The organism is Pedobacter kyonggii, from assembly GCF_004310665.1.
In the GTDB taxonomy this organism is placed as follows: Bacteria; Bacteroidota; Bacteroidia; order Sphingobacteriales; family Sphingobacteriaceae; genus Pedobacter; species Pedobacter kyonggii.
Map to the genome: position 1 here is coordinate 1 of NZ_SIXF01000042.1, position 18,817 is coordinate 18,817.

17 protein-coding genes are annotated in these 18,817 nt (G+C 36.4%); 5 read left to right on the top strand and 12 right to left on the bottom strand.

Annotation, left to right across the window (positions count from 1 at the left end; translation table 11 throughout):
* Nucleotides 1-533: 533 nt before the first annotated feature.
* The 4 genes from EYS08_RS23655 to EYS08_RS23670 form a co-directional block, all read right to left on the bottom strand.
* Entirely contained in the window at nucleotides 534-713 is a 180-nt protein-coding gene (locus EYS08_RS23655) for a hypothetical protein (protein WP_010602585.1), read from the bottom strand.
* A 182-nt stretch (nucleotides 714-895) separates the two neighbouring features.
* Nucleotides 896-1,480 (bottom strand): biliverdin-producing heme oxygenase, encoded by a 585-nt coding sequence (locus EYS08_RS23660; protein WP_131032412.1) that lies wholly within the window; start codon nucleotides 1,478-1,480, stop codon nucleotides 896-898.
* 74 nt (nucleotides 1,481-1,554) lie between these two features.
* Nucleotides 1,555-1,974, bottom strand: coding sequence for a response regulator (locus tag EYS08_RS23665; RefSeq protein ID WP_131032413.1), 420 nt, complete (start codon nucleotides 1,972-1,974; stop codon nucleotides 1,555-1,557).
* A 1-nt stretch (nucleotide 1,975) separates the two neighbouring features.
* Nucleotides 1,976-4,189 (bottom strand): ATP-binding protein, encoded by a 2,214-nt coding sequence (locus EYS08_RS23670; RefSeq protein WP_131032414.1) that lies wholly within the window; start codon nucleotides 4,187-4,189, stop codon nucleotides 1,976-1,978.
* Nucleotides 4,190-4,333: 144 nt separating this feature from the next.
* On the opposite strand from EYS08_RS23670, the gene EYS08_RS23675 reads away from it, so the two are divergent.
* Nucleotides 4,334-4,702, top strand: coding sequence for a response regulator transcription factor (locus tag EYS08_RS23675; protein WP_131032415.1), 369 nt, complete (start codon nucleotides 4,334-4,336; stop codon nucleotides 4,700-4,702).
* Between the two features lie 5 nt (nucleotides 4,703-4,707).
* Here EYS08_RS23675 and EYS08_RS23680 read toward each other — a convergent pair whose 3' ends face one another.
* From EYS08_RS23680 to EYS08_RS23685, 3 genes are read right to left on the bottom strand one after another with little or no spacing between them, the layout of a single operon-like run.
* Nucleotides 4,708-5,514 (bottom strand): mechanosensitive ion channel family protein, encoded by an 807-nt coding sequence (locus EYS08_RS23680; RefSeq protein ID WP_131032416.1) that lies wholly within the window; start codon nucleotides 5,512-5,514, stop codon nucleotides 4,708-4,710.
* A gap of 24 nt (nucleotides 5,515-5,538) precedes the next feature.
* A complete protein-coding gene (locus tag EYS08_RS25925; protein ID WP_165456547.1) occupies nucleotides 5,539-5,691 on the bottom strand; it encodes a hypothetical protein in 153 nt (50 codons plus the stop codon).
* A gap of 12 nt (nucleotides 5,692-5,703) precedes the next feature.
* A complete protein-coding gene (locus tag EYS08_RS23685; RefSeq protein WP_131032417.1) occupies nucleotides 5,704-6,072 on the bottom strand; it encodes a SpoIIAA family protein in 369 nt (122 codons plus the stop codon).
* Between the two features lie 139 nt (nucleotides 6,073-6,211).
* On the opposite strand from EYS08_RS23685, the gene EYS08_RS23690 reads away from it, so the two are divergent.
* Nucleotides 6,212-7,330, top strand: coding sequence for an alpha/beta hydrolase (locus EYS08_RS23690; RefSeq protein WP_131032418.1), 1,119 nt, complete (start codon nucleotides 6,212-6,214; stop codon nucleotides 7,328-7,330).
* Between the two features lie 306 nt (nucleotides 7,331-7,636).
* Here the strand turns inward: EYS08_RS23690 and ku are convergent, their stop codons facing one another.
* Entirely contained in the window at nucleotides 7,637-8,407 is a 771-nt protein-coding gene (gene ku, locus EYS08_RS23695) for a non-homologous end joining protein Ku (protein ID WP_057934398.1), read from the bottom strand.
* Nucleotides 8,408-8,536: 129 nt separating this feature from the next.
* Here ku and EYS08_RS23700 point away from each other — a divergent pair, with 129 nt between their 5' ends.
* On the top strand, nucleotides 8,537-10,807 hold the full coding sequence (locus tag EYS08_RS23700) for a glycosyltransferase (RefSeq protein ID WP_131032419.1): 2,271 nt from the start codon (nucleotides 8,537-8,539) through the stop codon (nucleotides 10,805-10,807).
* A gap of 232 nt (nucleotides 10,808-11,039) precedes the next feature.
* Here EYS08_RS23700 and EYS08_RS23705 read toward each other — a convergent pair whose 3' ends face one another.
* Nucleotides 11,040-12,506, bottom strand: coding sequence for a glycoside hydrolase family 130 protein (locus EYS08_RS23705; protein WP_131032420.1), 1,467 nt, complete (start codon nucleotides 12,504-12,506; stop codon nucleotides 11,040-11,042).
* Nucleotides 12,507-12,685: 179 nt separating this feature from the next.
* Between EYS08_RS23705 and EYS08_RS23710 the strand changes: the two genes are divergently transcribed.
* Nucleotides 12,686-13,753: a sensor histidine kinase gene (locus tag EYS08_RS23710; RefSeq protein ID WP_131032421.1), complete on the top strand. Its 1,068-nt coding sequence runs from the start codon at nucleotides 12,686-12,688 to the stop codon at nucleotides 13,751-13,753.
* On the opposite strand, the gene EYS08_RS23715 is transcribed toward EYS08_RS23710, so the two are convergent.
* Nucleotides 13,739-14,842 carry a metallophosphoesterase gene (locus EYS08_RS23715; RefSeq protein ID WP_131032422.1) on the bottom strand — a complete coding sequence of 368 codons (1,104 nt, stop codon included), beginning with the start codon at nucleotides 14,840-14,842 and terminating at the stop codon, nucleotides 13,739-13,741. The genes EYS08_RS23710 and EYS08_RS23715 overlap by 15 nt on opposite strands.
* A gap of 256 nt (nucleotides 14,843-15,098) precedes the next feature.
* Here EYS08_RS23715 and EYS08_RS23720 point away from each other — a divergent pair, with 256 nt between their 5' ends.
* Nucleotides 15,099-16,301 carry a DUF763 domain-containing protein gene (locus tag EYS08_RS23720; RefSeq protein ID WP_131032423.1) on the top strand — a complete coding sequence of 401 codons (1,203 nt, stop codon included), beginning with the start codon at nucleotides 15,099-15,101 and terminating at the stop codon, nucleotides 16,299-16,301.
* A gap of 82 nt (nucleotides 16,302-16,383) precedes the next feature.
* Here the strand turns inward: EYS08_RS23720 and EYS08_RS23725 are convergent, their stop codons facing one another.
* Complete coding sequence (locus EYS08_RS23725; protein ID WP_131032424.1) at nucleotides 16,384-16,941, bottom strand: REP-associated tyrosine transposase; 558 nt, start codon at nucleotides 16,939-16,941, stop codon at nucleotides 16,384-16,386.
* A 409-nt stretch (nucleotides 16,942-17,350) separates the two neighbouring features.
* Nucleotides 17,351-18,817 carry a glutamate synthase subunit beta gene (locus EYS08_RS23730; protein ID WP_131032425.1) on the bottom strand — a complete coding sequence of 489 codons (1,467 nt, stop codon included), beginning with the start codon at nucleotides 18,815-18,817 and terminating at the stop codon, nucleotides 17,351-17,353.

Here is an 18,817-nt window from a genome sequence, read left to right on the forward strand (position 1 = left end):
GGGCAGACAGCTGAAATTAAGAATTTACTCAATAGATCATAGCTACCCATAGCATCAGGATCACTAAAAGAAATACTTAGCGCTAATATGTTACCTGAAATATAGCCAGGAGGGGATGTCTATTTCATTTTTATGCCTAAAATAAAATTTCGACCCCAAATCTGTTCAGAAATGCCAATCAAAAATGAACTTCCGCCTATAAATATAATTATCGCGGAATAAAATCAGGTGATATTCATTTTTAGAACTTAGTAATATTCAGATTACGACAGACATGCGGATTTTAGGAGCTATCGGATTTGTTTTACAAGCAGAAATAGTATTTTCAATTGCTTTGTAGCTACTCCGCGGTCAGCATCTATCATGCTACAAGAAGACCCTGAAACAAGTTCAGGGTGACGGGGCGAGTAGCTGCAAGACTTACGAAGTCTTACACACGCATCGCATTTAGACTTCGTAAGTCTAACTAACATTATAAACGCAAAAAGGGCCCCGGCATACCAGAACCCTTTTTGTTTCTTACTCGCGAAATATTATTTTCCAGAGTTTTTCTTGTCAGTTACTTCTGCACGGATTTCTTGTGCTAAAACTTTAAGATCTTGCATTGCTTTACGCACACGAGTACCAGCAGCTGCATTGCCAGCATTATAAAATTTTTCTACATCTGCTTCGATAGCAGCAACAGCAGCTTTAACTTTTGAGAATTTTTCCATCGCTAATTGATGTTTTTAAGGTTTAAAAAATTTATTTTTTCAATAATACATATTTACCTTGAATTAACAACAGAAAGCAAATATTTATTTGAAAGAAGTTTTGCACATTTACACAATCAAAAAAATGCCCTGGCACTATTATAGAGGTATTTTTTCGGAATTTGTGATCAAAATCTGGCAACTTATTTCAGTTGTTTCGATAAGTTGATCAGGTTATCGAAGGTTAAATTGGCGCTATTTATACAGCGTTTATAATCTGCCTCAGCAACCGTCTGGTTTATTACAGAGACAAATATTTTCCATTTCGTACTCAGTTCATCGCCGTAAACGCCATAATAATTTAGGCCTCTTTCCTGGTCTTTAAAATTTGGATTTGCTAAAATATGCCTTTTAATTACGTTTCCGCCCAATGTAGCCCCTTCTAACACATACAGCGCCCCTAAAACTTCGGCTGTATTTTTTTCTGGAACAAACAATTCAAAATCTAAACCTGGTAATGTTAAACTATCTATATTCCAATATTTTAAGTCTTCTTCTAAAGCAGTCAGTTTCAATCTGCTTTTCATTTCCAATTGCTCGGCAATAACTGTATCCAACATGTTGGCGAGCGTATTCTCTAATTTCTGGTGAATAATATAATTAATGGTTAACAGCTTTTTATACTGATCAATGCTTAAAGAATTGTTCATAATCTCATTCACAAACATTAAGGATTCTAATGTTTTATGGTTTTCTGCTGTTTCGGTTCTCAATAAATTGGCAATCATATTTGGGAGTTTAATTATTAAAAAGAAAAGATCCGGATTTAATACCCGAATCTCTCCATATGGTTTTATAAAATTTAATTTAACCTCAAATGTTGGTTAAACCAAAAATCGTGTACAGAATGTACACATTTAAGTAGGTTCTCGTAACCATCAGGTTTGGTAAGATAGGCATTAGCACCAAACTCTATTGACGCTTTTATATCATCAGGATTATCAGACGTAGAAAACAAGATTACAGGTATCGTTTTGAGATAAGGAATATCCCGTATAAATTTTAACAGATCTAGTCCCGATAAGCCAGGCAGATTCAAATCAAGCAAAATTAGTTTAGGTTTGATTTTACTTTCAGCAAAATGCTGAAGTTTTTGCAATGCTTCCGCCCCATCTTCAATTATAGTTAAATTAAGGGTATCCTTAACCTCTTGTACAGCACTTTGCATAAAAAATGCATAGTCAATATCATCCTCAACATAAAATATATCTGGTATTTTCATTTTATCTGTTTTTAAAAGCAACAAAAAAGGTAGATCCTACATTTAACTTACTCTCAAACCAAACCCTACTGTTGTGTTTTTCTACAATCCTTTTTACAATGGCCAGCCCCACTCCTGTTCCTTCTATTTCCTTAACATTATCCATGCGCTTAAAAAGCTCAAAAACCCGGTCGTAATAACGGTTGTCTATTCCTATACCATTATCTTTAACCGCATAGATAGTCTCTCCTCCGTCAATATACGCAGAAACCTCTACTTTAGGTTTGTCCACCATGGCCGAGTATTTTACTGCGTTACCAATCAAGTTTGTAAAAACCTGCGCTATCATGGTCTTATCTCCTTTTATATTTGGGAGTTGCCCCAAAACTAATTCGGTACGGTCTGCTTTAAAGGCCGACCACACCTCACTTCTTATTTCTTTTAACAGCGATGCTATATCAACTGTTTCAAAATTTATTTCAGAACGGCCAACTCTTGCTAAATTTAGGATCTCTTTAATTAAGAAATTCATTTTATCAGCACCTATTAAAATCCTATTCAACATTTTTTGGCCATTTTCATCAATGCTATTATTTTTAAGCATAAGCTCGGCATAAGTTTTTATTGAGGTTAATGGTGTTCTTAAATCGTGCGAAACCGTATAGCTAAAAGTATCTAATTCTTCGTAAGCGGCCTGTAGCTTTTCATTAAGCAGCCTAATTTCGTTGGCTTTTTTATTGATGTCGGTAATAATTATTTCGCGTATTCTTAAAACCGAAGCAATTTCTTCAGCCATCCATTTTTCAGATGTATTATTTACAACCTGCGACCAGATTTCGAAAGATTTACGGGGAGATAGGTTTAACAAGCCATTTTCTGAAGGAACCACAGGTTTTTCAGGGTTTCCTGCCCAATTCACTGTAGTGATGATTTCGGGTTTAAACCAGATAATCATTTCGCCCATTTCTTTATTTAGCATACAAGAAAGAAGTCCAGAGGCTATTGACTTGTATTTTTTAGCTGGAGAATGGATTTCAGACAATCGATGGGTATAATATATCGATTCATCATTGGTTGTTTTTAACCATTCAACGAGTTCTCTTATTTCTTCTTCTGATGGTACATTCCCGATAGTTTTAAGTTCATTTTCGAAAATAATGGCCACTCCCGAAGCTTTGGTTGCATCTAAAATAGTTCTTTTGTGGGTGGTTACGGCCTCAACTAAATATTTATCACGGTTTAAATGTTCTAAAAGAACATTGGCAGTACTTTTAAATTGCTCAATAACGGCTGCATCTTCTTCTTCCTGGCGATATTCTAACGCTGAGGAAAGGATCTGCCCGATTAACTTAGCCCCTTCCCTGGCTTTATAGTCTATAAACTTAGGGCTATAGTTATGGCAGGCAATTAACCCCCATAATTCGCCATGAGAGATTAAGGATATACTAAAACTCGAATGAACCCCCATATTCTTCAGATATTGAATATGTATGGGCGATACGGCGCGTAAGCTACCGTTGGTTAAATCGAGTGCCTCGTTTTCTTTAAAAGTTAGAATTGGCGAATCAGTTATGTTTACATCGGCAATTAACCTGGTTAAATTTAGTTTATAAAGCGCACGAGCCTGTTTAGGAATATCAGATGCAGGGTAATGCAATCCAAAAAAAGGTTCTAAATCTGCCTCTTTTTCCTCTGCTACAACTTCGCCATGACCGTCCTCTAAAAATTTATAGATCATAATCCGATCGTAATTGATCAGTTTTTTTACTTCTTGAGCAGCACCTTTTAACAGCGCTGAAATACTTTTCCCCTGAAGCATAGACGAAGCTGAGCGACCTATAGAATTCTGAATATCAAATTGTAAGGTTACTGGTTCAAATTCTAAAAGCCAATCACTTTCTGATGAAGAAATAATCAGATAAAAAGAAAGGCCATTAATTTCAACAGGATGTGGACTAATTGCATCAAAGCTTTTACGGATAATACCTAGCTTAAGTAATTCTTCGATATTAAACGCTGGATCTTGTTGCTTGATAAACTGGTTTAACACCGAAAGCTGTTTGTTTAATAGGCTTTTAGCTTCTTCCGCTAAAAAGACTACTACATTTTCACTAATGTAGGTAATGGATAGGCTGCACTTATCAACTGCTACCAGAAAGCCATGTGATTGAATTTTACCAGGAATATGAATGGGTTCTTTATCGCAGTTGTTTAGGTCAACAGAAAATTTAGTCATATATTTTTAATATTGCAGCGTATTTAATTTCACGAATTAACAAATATTAATCCTCTTTTTAGAATGTCTCTATTTTGGTAAAATTCGGTTTTGAGATTTATTTTTTATTATATATTTGTTTGAAATTTAAAAATCATCTCAACTTTGGCAAAAAAGAATATTTTGGTTATCGAAGATAATCATGCAATCCTTGATGTTATAACCCTTATTTTAGAAAGCGAAGCTTTTAACGTTGATGGACTAAACAAAGGTGCAGATTTTATTAACCATGTTCAGAAATTTAATCCGGATGTAATAATAATGGATATTATGCTTCCTGACGCTGATGGAAGGGTACTTCTAAAAGAGCTTAAAGATACCGCAGCTACACAGCATATTCCTGTTTTAATGATTTCGGCCCGTTATAATGCCAATAATTATACCTTAGATGGAATAGAAGCAGATGATTTTATGGCAAAGCCATTTAATATAGATGAATTGATGGATAAGATTTACGCATTATTGAGAAAGTAAGTCTTTTATTCGGGCATACCGGGTAATTTTATTCCTCCTAGTTTTAGGTTTTTCATCAGCACTTCCAAAAAAGAAAGTTTAGTATCTGTAAAACCGTGTGCTTTAACCCAAACATTTAAACTTACTTTAAATCCACTATCTTCTAAAGCAGACACACCGATTCTTCTTTCCGGTGTTTTTAGACAAGCTTTAAATTCATCAACAGTTTTATTGAAAACAGTTACGATCTGCTCATAATCGATAGCATAGCTAAACTTCATTTCAATATCCAACCTCCTGCTGCCTTCCCTGCTGATATTGATAATGACTTCGTTTGATAATTTGCTATTTGGAATAACTACCGTTCTATTATCGAATGTTTTAACGATGGTATAAAATATCTGGATCGATGTTACCGTCCCTTCCTGACTTTGCGCAATAATATTATCGCCCACAACGAAAGGTTTCAACAGTAAAATCAATACACCACTGGCAAAATTTTGCAGTGTACCCGATAAAGCTAAACCTGCCGCAATTCCAATACCACCAATAAGTACCGTTAAAAAAGTAAGCTGAATGCCAATAATCTGCATTATGGTAAGTACCAGTAAAACCCTTAAGGTAATGAGTAATAAACTGGTTAAAAATGGCCGTAACGACGGGTTTATGTCTTTACGGTGCATACCATTCTTCATCCATTTTCCTAGTAGCTTAATTAGCCATAAGCCCAAAATAAGCAAAACTATACCTAAAATTACAGATGGTCCTTTTTCAATTATCCAATCGTAGGCCTTATCATAAAAATGCTCGATATTACTGGCATCAGTCTTCATAAACTAGGATTTTGCTTCTAATTATTAAGGTTTTTTATGTTTAACGGGAGCGTCTTTAGTTACATTTACTTTCTTGGCATCTTTGGCTGATGTTACTTTATCATCAGCACCTTTAGCTTTTGCATTTTTCGGTGCGGTAGCCTTGCTACTTTCTGCCGATGTTTTAGAATTTTTCATCTTTTTTAATCTTTAATCTTCAGTATCCAGCCATGCTTTTGCTTCTTCTATCTCTTCCGGTTTAAAGCCTTTAGATTTACCTGGTGTAGCTAATGTAAAAACATCAGTAAACCACTCTACTCCTTTTTCGGCACTTACTACTGCAATTTTTTTCCATTTGGTAAAATTTTGTAGACCGGCTTTAACATCCTGCACCCAGGCACCCGCAGTGAAATTTTTCACGTCAGTTTCTAAAACCAGTAAATATCTGATTTCTTTAAAACGCTCAGCGGTTCTTTTCAAACCTGCTAATAAAACGCTCTTTACATCATCGCTTGTCACTTCTCCGGTAGCTCTTACACCAAAAATATGATCTGGTAACCCTGTTATTTCTGTTAGCATAAAATTTCATTTATTTAAGAACACACTAATTCGCGAAGATGTTTGCCATTTAAATAAATTAGGAAAAGTTGAGTAGCAACAAAAACACTATCTTACTGATACTGTTATACAAACAACATTTATAAAATAAATCAATCCTATGAAAACTAACTGGTTAAAACCTGCTTCATTTATTTGTGCTGTGGCCGTTTGGATTTCTGCTTGTACAAGCGAAACAAAAACGACTACTCTTACAGATTCGACCATAACCGACTCTACCCTAACAGCAGCATTAAAACCTGCAGGTCCTGCCCCCGAGTGGGGGAAAACAATAAAGCCAGAAATGCAGGCTGTAATAGAAAAATTAAATAGCTATGGAGATAAGCCTTTAGAAACTTTAAGTGCTACCGATGCACGCAAAAATCATACACCAACCGATGCGGTAATGGATTTGGCAAAACAAAATAATATAACCGTGCCAGGTGCTAAGGTAGATACCATGGGGAAAGATATTGATATTAGCGGAGGTAAAATCCATCTTCGCATTTATACGCCTAAAGCAGGCAGCGGGCCTTATCCATTAATTGTTTATTATCATGGTGGTGGTTTCGTTATTGCCAATTTAGATATTTATAATGCATCTGCACAGGCTTTGGCAGAGCAGGTTGGTGCTATTGTGGTTTCTGTAGCTTACCGCTTAGCACCCGAAAATAAGTTCCCCACTGCACATAACGATGCTTTTACAGCTTACGAATGGGCAGTTAAAAATGCGGTAGATTTAAAAGCCGATCCAGCTAAGATCGCAGTTGTTGGTGAAAGTGCAGGCGGAAATTTAGCAGCAAACGTATCTATTGTGGCCAGAGACAAACACATTATGCTTCCCGTGCACCAGGTTTTGATCTATCCCATTGCTCAGGCTGATATGAACACCGAATCTTATAAAATGTATGAAAAAGCCAAACCCCTGAACAAAGCAATGATGGGCTGGTTTACAGAGAAATATCTAACTACAGTGATTGAAGCACAGGACCCTAAAATATCATTGGTTAATGCCAATTTAAATGGGCTTCCATCAACAACTATTATTACGGCCGAAATAGATCCTTTGCACGATGATGGTGTAATGTTGGCTGATAAACTGAAAGCTGCCGGGGTAAAAGTGAACAGTAAAAATTATGAAGGCGTAACACATGAATTTTTTGGTATGGCGTTGCTTGTACCAGAAGCGAAAGCGGCTCAGGCCTATGCTGCTGATCAATTAAAAGCTGCTTTTAAATAAAAAACAGCCCTGGAGTGGTATTTATTCCAGGGCTGTTCTTGCATGGCGTTTTGCGCTGAGTGTTTTTAGCCACAGATGGACACAGGTAAACACGGATTTCCGTATCTGTGCCGATCCTTCATATCTGTTGTTAAATTATTTCTCGGATTTGTCTAACTACTCAATTGCCTCAAGCCCCAAATACATTTCTGGTTGTAGCCCTAACCCCTTTATGCTAACCACTAAACCTAACTAAGCTGTGGCATTACCTAAATTCATTTTACGGCTATAATTGACTCAAAACGCCCACTGCAGACTCCAAACTAATTATGCCCCTTTCTTCGAACCCAAACTCTGCATCAATTGATCATAAAGGTCGTCGCTTGTGGCTTTTTGTGGTTTCATCTTTTTAACCGTTGCCCGTTTGCCTTTAGACTTTGCTTTTATAATCTTCAATAATTCACTACTGTAATCATCTTTAAAGGCGCTCAAGTCGAATTTGGAGCTGTATTGTTTAATCAAGGCCAAGCCTACATCCATTTCTTTTTTGGTGATGGTAATATCATCAACCTTGTTAATTTCTGATAAACTCCTTATTTCCTGCTCAAACCTAATTTTAGTAATTACAATTACATGCTCCATAGGATGGATCACACAAAGATTTTCTGTGTTCCTTAATACGAACCTGGCCACTCCGGCCTTACCCGATTTCTCTAAGGCCTTTAGCAATAAACCATAAGCTTTTTTGCCCTGCTTTTCAGGCTCGGTGTAATAAGAAGTTTCATAATAAATAGGATTAATCTCTTTTATATCAACAAAATTCTCTAATTCAATAATTTTAGTTTTCTCAGGTGCAGCCTCTTCAAAATCGTGCTTATCTAGCACAACATACCTGTCTTTTAAAAAATAGCCTCTAACAATCTTCTCATAAGGTACTTCTTTATGGGTATTTTCATTTACCCTTAAAAATTTAATCTTTGCGTGATCACGCTCATCGAGCATATCTAAGTCGAGATTACTATTCTGGACAGCAGAAAACAACTTAATTGGAATGTTTACCAAACCAAATCCAATAGAACCTTTCCATATTGATCTCATAGTTAAATATTTACTTACTAACAAGTGTCTAAATCAGATTGTTTTGGCTTTATTAAGCGTAAATTGAGGAAATCACAAACTATTTAGATAATACAATGTTATTTAAGTATCAACCCTATTTGAATACATATGAAAATCGCCTACATTTCAACCTATCCTCCTCGTGAATGCGGTTTAGCTACATTTAATCAAAATTTGGTTAATGCCCTAAGTTTAAATCCTGCTTATAATTCACAGAAAAGCTTTGTTGTTGCATTAAATGAATCGGATGATGTTAATGAACACGATTACCCAAGCGAAGTGAAATTCGTTATCCGTCAGCAAAATCAAAAAGATTATATTGATGCTGCAGACTTTATCAATGACAGTGATGTAGATAGTTGTATTATTGAACATGAATTCGGTATATATGGTGGCAACAGCGGCGTATTCTTATTGTCGTTAATTAATAGATTAAAAAAGCCATTCATTACCATTTTGCATACGGTTTTAAAAGAACCGAATTTTATGCAACAGACCATTATTAAAGAGATTGCAGTTAAATCATCTAAAATAGTGGTAATGAGCAAAAAAGCAGTCATGTTTTTAACCAGTATTTACCAGATCCCTAAGACTTCAATCAAATTAATTGAACATGGCGTTCCGGATCTGGAACCTATACCCAATAACGAAATTAAGCAGAGTGCGCTTTTTACGGATCGAAAGGTGCTTTTTACATTTGGATTAATTAGCCGGAATAAAGGATTAGAAACGGTAATTAAAGCTCTTCCAGGAATTGTTGCTCAACACCCAGATGTTTTATATGTGATTCTGGGCAATACTCATCCTGGCGTAGTAAAGCATAATGGCGAAGAGTATCGCGATAGTTTGAAAGCATTGGCAAAAGATTTAGGTGTAGAAAACAATATAGCTTTCGTTAATAAATTTGTATCTGAAGAAGAATTGCACCAGTATTTAACAGCCTGTTATTTATACATCACGCCCTATTTAAATGAAGCTCAGATAACCAGTGGCACTTTATCTTATGCTATTGGTGCAGGTGCAGCAGTAGTTTCTACTCCATATTGGCATGCACAAGAGCTTTTAGCCGATAATAGAGGCAAATTATTTGATTTCAAAAATGATGCACAACTGGCAACCATTGTTAATGAACTATTAAGTGATCAGGATAGATATCAAAAGCTGAGGCAAAATGCCTACGAATATGGTTTAAATCTTCGATGGCCAGCCATTGGAAGTGTTTATCTTAACGTATTAAATGAAGCTATGGCTGTAGGAAAAAAGCCAGAAAGAATTACTCCTCCTATTATTGATATAGAAGGTATGCCAGCGCTTAACTTAGATCATATTTCGCTATTAACAGATGATACCGGAATTATTCAGCATGCCCGTTTTGGCATTCCAAATCTGAAAGAAGGTTATTGCATTGATGATAATGCCAGAGCTTTGATTATGGCATTAATGGCTATTGAGCAGGATAAAAATCCTAAAGCTTTAAAATTCATGCCTGTTTATCTCAGCTTTATTCAATATATGCAAACCGATGATGGGAATTTTAGGAATTTCTTGAGCTTTAACCGCAATTATTTGGATGAAATAGGCTCAGAAGATTCTTTTGGCCGTACCATCTGGTCATTGGGTTATTTAGTTTGCAGTGCACCCAACAATTCTTACCGTGAATTTGGTAGAGAATTATTTTCGCATTCTATTCCGCATTTTAAAGCATTAAAATATCTCCGTGGAAAAGCCAATACCATTATTGGTCTATCCTATTATCTCTGTGCCCATCCTGGTGATGAGTTAATTACAAAAGAAATCAATATGCTGGCCAATTCATTAATGGCATCTTATCAAGACAATAAGGATGGCGATTGGCATTGGTTTGAAGATATTCTTACCTATGATAATGCAATCCTTCCTTTGGCTTTGCTTCATCATTACGAAGTGACCGGAAATACAACATCTTATAAAATTGCGATGGAGAGTATTGAATTTTTGAATAGTTTCTCTTTCGAAAATGGATATCTCAATCCGGTTGGAAATGCGGGATGGATGAAAAAACATGGGAAAAATCCTATATATGACCAACAGGCTATAGAAACGATGGCAATGGTTTTACTCTATGCTAAAACATTCGAGGTAACCAAAGATGATAAATATTTAAATTTAATGCATATCAGCTACGAGTGGTTCTTAGGGAAAAACAGCCTGCATATTCCTTTATACGATTTTGAAACACATGGATGTGCAGATGGACTACAGTTTAACAGTGTAAACAGGAATCAAGGTGCTGAGAGTACATTGGCCTATTTTATCTCCCATTTGGCCATATTAAAGGCTGCAGAAGCAGAATATGAAACGCTGTCGTCTCCCTTGGTGGAGGCAGATAAGTGTAGCTAGAAGAAGTTACCCCGAAAAGATAAAAAAAGGCTGATTCAGAAATGAATCAGCCTTTTGTGGTATTTGCTTAAACGAATTAAGTTAAGACGATCGTTGCCCTGAATCTATTTCAGGGTATATCTGGCCTTAATGATAGATATTGAAATAAGTTCTGCATGCGGATCTTACTAATCGTTACGTCACCCTGAATTTATTTCAGGGTCTATCTAGTCCTTCATGATTTAGATTCAAATTAATTATTTTCCAGCAATTTAGCTAGCAGCAACTCCAAATTTACACTAGCAAACGAGGAACTATAATCAGATAAACCATAAGGAATAATTAATTCGCCATTACTGATAATTGATCCGCAGGAATATACCACGTTGGGCACATAACCTTCACGTTCATCATTATTCGGAATAATCAACGGTTCTTTTAAATGGCCTATTTCGATACTTGGGTTTTCAAGATCCAATAAACTTACCCCGATACAGTATCTCCGCATTGGCCCTACCCCATGTGTAATTACAATCCATCCTTTTTCTGTTTCTATCGGAGAGCCACAATTGCCGATCTGTACCAGCTCCCAATCGTACCGTGGTTGTTTTAAAAGAACCGGGTTTTCCCATACATTAACTTTATCAGAAAACATCAGGTAATTGTTCCAGCCGTCTATCCGGCTCATCATCACATATTTCCCTTTAATTTTTCGTGGAAATAATGCCAGATTCTTATTTTGTGCACCATCGCCATAAAGTGGGATCACTTTAAACTCATAAAAATCTTCAGTTTGTACTAGTTTGGGAATAATTAAAGAACCGTCGAAAGCAGTGTATGTGGCGTAGTACAGTACTTTGCCATCATCTTTAATAAATTTTACAAAACGTGCGTCTTCAATTCCTTTACGCTCAAATTCAGAAATCGGGAAAATTACACGGTCAGAAATATCTGTATCTTTTGAAAAAGTTATGGTGTGGTAAGTGTCTGATAGCCAAAGTATTTTATCGTACTCGATTAAACGATCCGGGTTTTCTTTATGTAAACTTTTAGAATCTTTAATGATATTGCTCAAACTGGTATATTCAAATTTATCATCCAGTTTTGATTCAATTTCCTCTAATACAGAAGGATCAATCTGCGCGTAGGCTGCTTTTTTTAAGAATAGTTTTTTTACGTAAATGGCATTCTTCACCACCTCAGCCTCATCCACATAATTTCCAACAGGTAAAACCTGGATATTATTGTCTTTGTCAATTAAAGCCCGACGGAAAACAATAGAAGAAATGTGACCTTCGCCAACAGCCCTAAAACTAATAATTACCCGCTTTTCGCCTTCTACTAAATCGGTTTGATCAGGGTCGTCTACAATACTTGGATTGAAAAAGGCGGCAGATTCAATAGAGTATTCGTGGGTAAAATAAGCGCCAATAAGCAGCTTGGTATATTCATCCAAATCCTCTATTTCAGTACCTAGCGCAATAAATTGCTTTTTTAATTTTTTGCAGTGGCGGCTTAATATTTTAGTGATATTTCGATGCCTTTTAGAATATTCCTGTAAGATGGGCGATATCAACGAAAAAACTTTTTCGTCTGAAAACTCTAAAACCTTCCTGATTACTTCTAATGCTCTCTCCTCTCCGTTAAAAAAAAAACGGGCAATAACTCTTTTAGTATCCGGGTTAACCTTAACAGGTTTACGTTCTATGTATAATCTCATTATTTATGCTGTTTGTAGTAATTTAAAGCCTTCGTCCTTATTTATTCCAACTTTATATTAACGAAATTTACGACTTAATTGTTTATATTATCTACAGTATTTGCACATAATTTTTACCTTTAGTTATTCACTCTTATATATTAATTAAACCTTAAATGCATTACTAAAAAGCAGATAACATGATTCCGTCAGATGAAACCTTGCGTTTAGGAAAATTAGGATACTACGAGATTTTAAGTACACCTGCAGAAAGTGCTTTTGATCAGATTGCACAATTGGCTGCTGAAATATTTGATGTTCCGAACGCAGGTATCGGTTTTCAGATGGATGGCGACATTTTTATGAAAGCTCAAGTTGGATCATCAATCGGCTTAACTTTAAAAAGTGATGCATATACTTTTTTTGCCTCTACTCCGATCAGCTCGCCTGAGGGTTATCATCTTGGCCTGATTTACGTCGCCGATACTAAATTTAAAACAGCCGAAGAGCGGCAGCTAAAAATGCTTAGGCATTTAGCTGGTATGGTAATGGAAAAACTGGAATCTAGAATTGCAACTAGAAGAGCTTTAAGGGCCTACGATGATCGTTTACATGTGCTTGTTCATGATCTTAAAAACCCGATGACAACCATTTCACTTCAATCTGAATTGCTGGGACGTATTCTAGGTATTGATGACAAGGCTTCATTGATTGCCGGCAAGATTAATGCACAATCGAAAAGAATAATTGATAATCTGAATGATATTTTAAGCGTTGCACGGAAAGAAGCACACTCATTTAAGCCCAAAAAAGCGAAAGTTGACCTTAAAGAAGTGCTCGACGAAGTAAAGTTTAATTTGAATTTAACGCTTAAACAGAAAAAACAAACCGTTTTGATCGATATTGAAGCTCCGGTAGAAATCTTTGGTGATGCGGATAAACTTAAGGTTGTTTTTAGCCAATTACTGGACAATGCCATTAAATTTTCTCCAAAAGGAAAGGAAATTAAAATATCACATCAAACTGCAGAAAATGAGGTAACCATTGCAATAAAAGATAACGGTGTGGGCTTAACAGAAGAAGATCTTGATAAAATTTTCTTAAAATTCGCAACATTAACGGCTATCGCTACAGATCATGAAAATACCTATGGTTTGGGATTAATCACCGTAAATGCATTAGTGGATATACATAAGGGAAAGTTGTGGGTGGAAAGTGAAGGAAAAGATTTAGGTACGACTTTTTACGTAGCACTACCCATTAAATAGATTTAAATCTAATAAATCGCTGAGTTTCATTTCCTCGAGTAAAATTCTTTCAGGAATAGCATTTCTATGGTACGACCATTTTATTAATCTTATAAAGCCATTCTCGATTTCGATACCAGTTATATCGCCATCACTAAAACAACAACATCCGCTATTAAAGTAACCCGGTTTGTATTTGCCGAAACGTGGCGTTTTATCTCCTTCTTTTATTAGTTTACGAAGCGCTGCATTTAAAACAGCAAGATCATCAGCATTCTTTTCTTTTTTTGCTTTTTTAAGTTTTATATAAATCCGCTCCAGGTGTGTTAATGATGCGAAAACCGGCTGATGTGTATGTCCGGTAATTAAAGTTAGGTTCTTTTTTGTAGTTACCCAGCTGTACATTAGTGCATTATGTGCTGTTTTAAGTTGGTTGCTGTATGCTGGTGTATTGGGGTTAATTTGAAGGTACGATTGCAGTGGCGCCCAAACTGTACTCACAAACCATTTGCTAAACCAGTTTCCATCACTCTGTAAATCGCCCTGATGACCGTGGGTCAAGAAAATATCAAGTTTACTTTCGCCTATCGGCATTCTTAAGATAGCCCCTTCATAAATGTGGATTTTGGTTCCATAAATTCTATTGAGGTTAAAGCCGGCTAAAGGATCATTATCCCAATATAAATCGTGGTTACCAAATATTTTAGTGAAATGGTTTTTTGAAATAAAAGCTTTTTCTGCTTCGAAAGCATCCTTATTGTGTTTAATTACAGATTCTAGCAAATTCTCCCAAAGTTCCTCACTGTCGCCCAAATTTATGTAATGGAAATCTTGCTGGTTGTAATATTCGAGTGCCTTTAAATAATTCTTTTCAGCTAAAGTAAAATCATCGGCATAATCGCGGGCACCTTTATGCTGGTCAGATAAAATGATAAATTTATCAGTTTCTGTAACTTCAAAAATAGGTCCCCGTTTACCAGGTGTTGTATTGATGTTTTTGTATAGTTTATTTAAAGCCGTGTGGATACGTTTACGGTTTGGCCTTGAACCAAATTTATTCGACATGCGAATAATCCAGGCACTGAGTAAACGTTGTAAGAGTTTCCGCATTTATGAATGAGTCTTCGCTATTGAATAGTTTCTCAAAATAACAAAAAATATCATCAATCGTTTTTTCTGAAAAGCAATAGTTGTAACTCTTAGGTTAGGTTCGGCCTTGCTTTCCGTTTTATGTCGATGAAAAATCGACATGCTCACTCCAATCAAGTTTAGTTTACACCGGTTAATCGCTTTTATTAAAGTCAGGTCCTTTCTATCCCTAATAAAATAAAGCTTTTTTTTAAATATTTTACTAAATTTGTTAGTAATGAAAAGGTCAGGAAGCGCAGATTTACCCCTACATTATGGCCATGTACCACCATGGCTGGCGCAGCGTATGGCAACACTTGGTCTGGCTATAACGGAAGCTATACTATTAGAGTATGGTAAAGCAGAAGTAATACGCCGTTTAAGCAATCCTTTTTGGTTTCAGAGTTTAGGCGCTGTAATGGGTATGGACTGGCATTCATCTGGCATTACGACATCGGTAATGGGTGCTTTAAAGAAATCGATCAATCCCTTATCGAAAGAGTTGGGCATTTACATCTGTGGAGGCAAAGGAAAACACAGCAGAGAAACGCCAAATGAACTTTTAAAAATTGCCGATAAAACAGGTTTAAATGGGACAGCATTGGTTCGGGCCAGTAAACTTAGTGCAAAAGTAGACAATACGGCCATTCAAGATGGTTTTCAATTGTATCTTCATAGTTTTATTTTAAGCAGCGAAGGCGATTGGGCTGTGGTGCAACAAGGCATGAGCGATAGTAGCTCGACAGCAAGAAGATACCACTGGCATTCTGAAAACTTAAAATCTTTTGTCGAAGAACCGCATACCGGTATCTGTGGTATTAATCAAGGCAAGATCCTGAACCTCACGGCTAATGATGCTGATAAGACCAGACAGAGTATGATGAGCATTACAGCTGAATCGCCAGTAAGAATGCTTAATGAAATACAAAAATTGGTATTGCCCGATCATCATGAGCTAAGATCAAAAGATGTAGATTTAAAACGTTTAGGAAGTATCTTGTGGCTAGCACAGGAAAAGCAACCGAGAGATTTTGAAGAATTATTATTACTCGAAGGCATGGGGCCAAGAACCTTACAATCGATGGCTTTAGTGAGTGAGGTGATTTATGGTACACCTTCACGATTTAGCGACCCTGCCCGTTATTCTTTTGCACATGGCGGTAAAGATGGGCATCCCTTCCCTGTTCCGGTAAATGTTTATGATGAGACCATAAGTGTTTTGCAGAAAGCAATTGAAAAAGCGAAGATTGGAAATACAGATAAACAACAAGCCATCAAATCTCTACATCAAATTGCACAAAATGCAGAAAAAGACTTTGTTCCGAACATGGATTTTGAAAAGGTAATTCAAAAAGAACGTGCTGAAAGCTGGAAATATGGTGGCAGAACAGTTTTTGGGAAAGAAAAGCCACCAAAGAATGAGCAATTGAAGTTGTTTTAAGTTGGTTTTTTATACTTAACATTCCAAAAAGCTTGCGGATTGCAGAATGAAAAGGTTCTCTGACCAGCAATCCTATCCCTAATTATACTATGAAATCTACTTCTATTAATCCTTTTTCTGTCGTGTAATAATCAATTGCGGAAGAATAAACGTATTCTTCTGCATTTCTAACTGCTCCAGATCTGACTGGATTTTCGTGTAAATAATTAAGTCTTTGATCCATCATTTCATTTGTAGAAAGTTCGACCGGATGATTTTCCTGCTGCCAAAACTGATAATCTTTGTTTCTTCTATTTTCTTCACCAGCTTTTTTAAATATCCAAAGCATCCAACTTCGTCTACTTTCGTGATTATTATTTTTGATTGCTTTAATAACGTTACTTGAAGTAAACTTTTTAAAATCTCTCAATGCACCAGACAAATTATTGTTTTCAGCTACCGACAAAATCAAATGTAGATGATTGCCCATAATACACCAGGCATGAATTTTTAAACCTTTATTCTTTTGGCAATAAATTAAGCTTTCTACAATAATATCCGAATATTCCTTTCTGGTGAATACATCTACCCATTGTACTGTAGCAAATGTTATAAAATATATAGCTTCCTGATCTTTTATTTGATAACCATTTTCTCCCATATACCAATATAAGCTTTAAGATTAAGATATTTTTAGCCTCTTAAAAGATGCTACTGATTATATGAAGGATAAGAGTCTCTGAGTCAATCTTTAATATTCAGTTATAAACTCGGTTTATTCGCAGGTGTTAGAGCTATCCGTAGAGTTCCAACGGGCTCTACGGATTAAAGAATGAATAAGAGTCTCTGACTCGTTTTTTATTGTCGAGTTATAAACTCAGCTTTATTCGCAGGTCCGTAGAGACGCTGCACTTAACTCTACGGATAGAAAGGGAAGTTCGGTGGCAAAAAATTAATCAACGATTACACAGCATGATAGATACTGAAACAAGTTCAGCATGACGAGAAGGACTAAATAAAAAAGGTCGTGGTTTGCACCACGACCTTAAAAATATAGAATTTAAAACCTACTATGCGTATGCAACCGCATCTTTCGATGCCAGCTTAGTTGTTCCCATCAAATATTCGTCTACCTTACGGGCAGCCTCTCTACCTTCTGAAATGGCCCAAACTACTAATGATTGTCCACGGCGAACATCACCTGCAGCAAAAATCTTAGCAATATTGGTTTGGTATGTGTGTTCAGATGCTTTTACGTTTCCGCGGTTATCCAGTTCCACGCCTAATTTCTCAATTAAACCTTCTTTTTGAGGGTGTAAGAAACCCATTGCTAAAAGTACCAGTTCGCATGGAAGATCTCTTTCGGTACCAGCCACTTCTTTAAAAGTAACCGGACGGCCATTTGCATCAATTTCCCATTCTACATCAACTACTTTTAATGCTTTAAGATTTCCTTTTTCATCAGCAATAAAGTTTTTAGTATTTACCGACCAAGCCCTTTGTGCACCTTCTTCGTGAGAAGAAGTATTTTTTAGCAACATTGGGTAATTTGGCCAAGGCATATGCTCGTTACGTGCCTGTGGCGGCATCGGCATAATCTCGAATTGTGTAACTGATTTCGCACCATGACGGTTTGAAGTACCAATACAGTCAGATCCCGTATCGCCGCCACCAATTACAATTACATTTTTACCTGTAGCCATAATATCTTCCGCTTCAACGGCTCTGTTAGCTACACGTTTATTTTGTTGTTTCAAGAAATCCATTGCAAAGTGAACCCCTTTAGCAGAACGGCCATCAATTGGTAAATCGCGTGGAATAGTCGAACCACCAGCCAGTACAATCGAGTTGAAATCGCGTAACAAAGTACCTATCTCAACATTCTCGCCTACATTGGCATTACATTTAAAAATGATGCCTTCTTCTTTCATTAAATCAATACGGCGATCCACTACATTTTTTTGTAGTTTAAAATCAGGAATACCGTACCTCAATAAACCACCTGGAGCATCGTCACGTTCGAAAACGGTAACTTCATGTCCAACTTTATTTAATTGAACAGCAGCAGCTAAGCCCGCAGGACCTGAACCGATTACAGCAACCTTTTTACCAGTTCTGATTAATGGTGCTTTTGCTTTGATAAATCCTTTTTCGAAAGCAATTTCGATGATGTGTTTTTCAATTTCCTCGATAGAAACCGGCGGGCGGTTAATGCCTAATACACATGCAGATTCGCATGGTGCAGGGCAAATTCTACCTGTAAATTCAGGGAAATTATTGGTGCTTAATAAAATATTCGTAGCTAATTCCCATTTACCCTGATAAACGGCGTCGTTAAATTCTGGTATCACGTTACCCAATGGGCAGCCTGATTGGCAGAAAGGTACACCGCAATCCATACAACGGGCAGCTTGATTATTTAATTCTTTTGAGGGTAATTCATTTAAAAATTCCCCATAGTGTTTTACACGTGTTGCAGCCTCTTCTCTAGTGGGCGCAACTCTATCGTATTCTTGAAATCCTGTTACTTTTCCCAT

What these genes read in the sequence shown, in the direction of transcription:
- EYS08_RS23655 (WP_010602585.1), bottom strand. Translation starts at nt 713, where the DNA reads ATGGAAAAATTCTCAAAAGTTAAAGCTGCTGTTGCTGCTATCGAAGCA.
- EYS08_RS23660 (WP_131032412.1), bottom strand. Translation starts at nt 1,480, where the DNA reads ATGATTGCCAATTTATTGAGAACCGAAACAGCAGAAAACCATAAAACA.
- EYS08_RS23665 (WP_131032413.1), bottom strand. Translation starts at nt 1,974, where the DNA reads ATGAAAATACCAGATATATTTTATGTTGAGGATGATATTGACTATGCA.
- EYS08_RS23670 (WP_131032414.1), bottom strand. Translation starts at nt 4,189, where the DNA reads ATGACTAAATTTTCTGTTGACCTAAACAACTGCGATAAAGAACCCATT.
- EYS08_RS23680 (WP_131032416.1), bottom strand. Translation starts at nt 5,514, where the DNA reads ATGAAGACTGATGCCAGTAATATCGAGCATTTTTATGATAAGGCCTAC.
- EYS08_RS25925 (WP_165456547.1), bottom strand. Translation starts at nt 5,691, where the DNA reads ATGAAAAATTCTAAAACATCGGCAGAAAGTAGCAAGGCTACCGCACCG.
- EYS08_RS23685 (WP_131032417.1), bottom strand. Translation starts at nt 6,072, where the DNA reads ATGCTAACAGAAATAACAGGGTTACCAGATCATATTTTTGGTGTAAGA.
- EYS08_RS23690 (WP_131032418.1), top strand. Translation starts at nt 6,212, where the DNA reads ATGAAAACTAACTGGTTAAAACCTGCTTCATTTATTTGTGCTGTGGCC.
- ku (WP_057934398.1), bottom strand. Translation starts at nt 8,407, where the DNA reads ATGAGATCAATATGGAAAGGTTCTATTGGATTTGGTTTGGTAAACATT.
- EYS08_RS23700 (WP_131032419.1), top strand. Translation starts at nt 8,537, where the DNA reads ATGAAAATCGCCTACATTTCAACCTATCCTCCTCGTGAATGCGGTTTA.
- EYS08_RS23705 (WP_131032420.1), bottom strand. Translation starts at nt 12,506, where the DNA reads ATGAGATTATACATAGAACGTAAACCTGTTAAGGTTAACCCGGATACT.
- EYS08_RS23710 (WP_131032421.1), top strand. Translation starts at nt 12,686, where the DNA reads ATGATTCCGTCAGATGAAACCTTGCGTTTAGGAAAATTAGGATACTAC.
- EYS08_RS23715 (WP_131032422.1), bottom strand. Translation starts at nt 14,842, where the DNA reads ATGCGGAAACTCTTACAACGTTTACTCAGTGCCTGGATTATTCGCATG.
- EYS08_RS23720 (WP_131032423.1), top strand. Translation starts at nt 15,099, where the DNA reads ATGAAAAGGTCAGGAAGCGCAGATTTACCCCTACATTATGGCCATGTA.
- EYS08_RS23725 (WP_131032424.1), bottom strand. Translation starts at nt 16,941, where the DNA reads ATGGGAGAAAATGGTTATCAAATAAAAGATCAGGAAGCTATATATTTT.
- EYS08_RS23730 (WP_131032425.1), bottom strand. Translation starts at nt 18,817, where the DNA reads ATGGGAAAAGTAACAGGATTTCAAGAATACGATAGAGTTGCGCCCACT.